The organism is Candidatus Thermoplasmatota archaeon (assembly GCA_030018475.1).
Lineage (GTDB): Archaea > Thermoplasmatota > JASEFT01 > JASEFT01 > JASEFT01 > JASEFT01.
In genome coordinates this window covers 1-1,004 of record JASEFT010000108.1, presented here as the reverse complement: position 1 = coordinate 1,004, position 1,004 = coordinate 1, and the positions used below count along the sequence as shown (strand labels likewise).

Here is a 1,004-nt window from a genome sequence, read left to right as displayed (position 1 = left end):
GGGCAGAATGCAACACACAGCATGCAACCTTTACATAGCTCTTCGTTAATTACTATTTGCATTTTAATTACTAAATAACGCTTACAAGACTTATATTTTTACAGTTTAGAAAATCACATATAGCCGAAAGAGCATTACATAACTCTCTATGAGAACTGCTGTTGTGGCAATAGGCGGCAACGCGCTAGTAAAAGAAAATCAGAGAGGCACCGCCGAAGAGCAATTTGAAAATGCTTTGGCACTTGCCGAGCAGCTAGTAGGAATTCTTAGATTTTATAATATTGTAATAACGCATGGTAATGGTCCGCAGATTGGCAATATTTTACTGGCTAATGAATCGAGTAAAGATGTACCTCAAATGCCACTTGATATATGCAGCGCTTATTCTCAGGGTAGCATTGGCTATATACTTCAGCAAGCGCTTGGAATTAAACTAAGGGAAAAAGGGATGAAGAAATCAGTTGCTACGATAATTACCCAAGTTGCTGTGGATAGAAACGACAGCTCTTTTCAAAATCCAACCAAGCCAATAGGACCTTTTTATACGAAGGAAGAAGCTCAGGAAATTGCTAGAACTAGAAATTGGAAAGTAATAGAAGACGCAGGAAGAGGCTATAGGAGAGCTGTGCCCTCTCCTAAGCCTGTAGATATTATTGAAAAAGAGCTTATAAAAAAGCTTGTTGCTAGCGGCGAACTCGTTATTGCGTGCGGCGGAGGCGGTATTCCCGTAATAAAAGAGAAAAATATTTTGAGAGGCGTGGCTGCAGTAGTAGATAAAGATTTAGCCTCTAGCCTGCTAGCCTCACTGATAGGCGCCGAGCTGACTCTAATTCTAACTTATGTAGATAAAGTGGCAATTAACTTTAATAAGCCTAACCAAAAATGGCTTGATAGAATTACAATAAGAGAGGCAAAAAAATATCTTGCTGAAGGTCATTTTGCGCCAGGTAGCATGGAGCCAAAAATTCAAGCTTCAATTAATTTTTTAGAAAGAGGCGGTAAGA

The 1,004-nt window shown here is 39.3% G+C and carries 1 protein-coding gene; it reads left to right on the top strand.

What is annotated here, in order from left to right; all coding sequences use genetic code 11:
• Window positions 1-148: 148 nt before the first annotated feature.
• Window positions 149-1,004: carbamate kinase (arcC, locus tag QMD21_07785; protein ID MDI6856663.1), on the top strand; the 856-nt coding region annotated here is incomplete at its 3' end.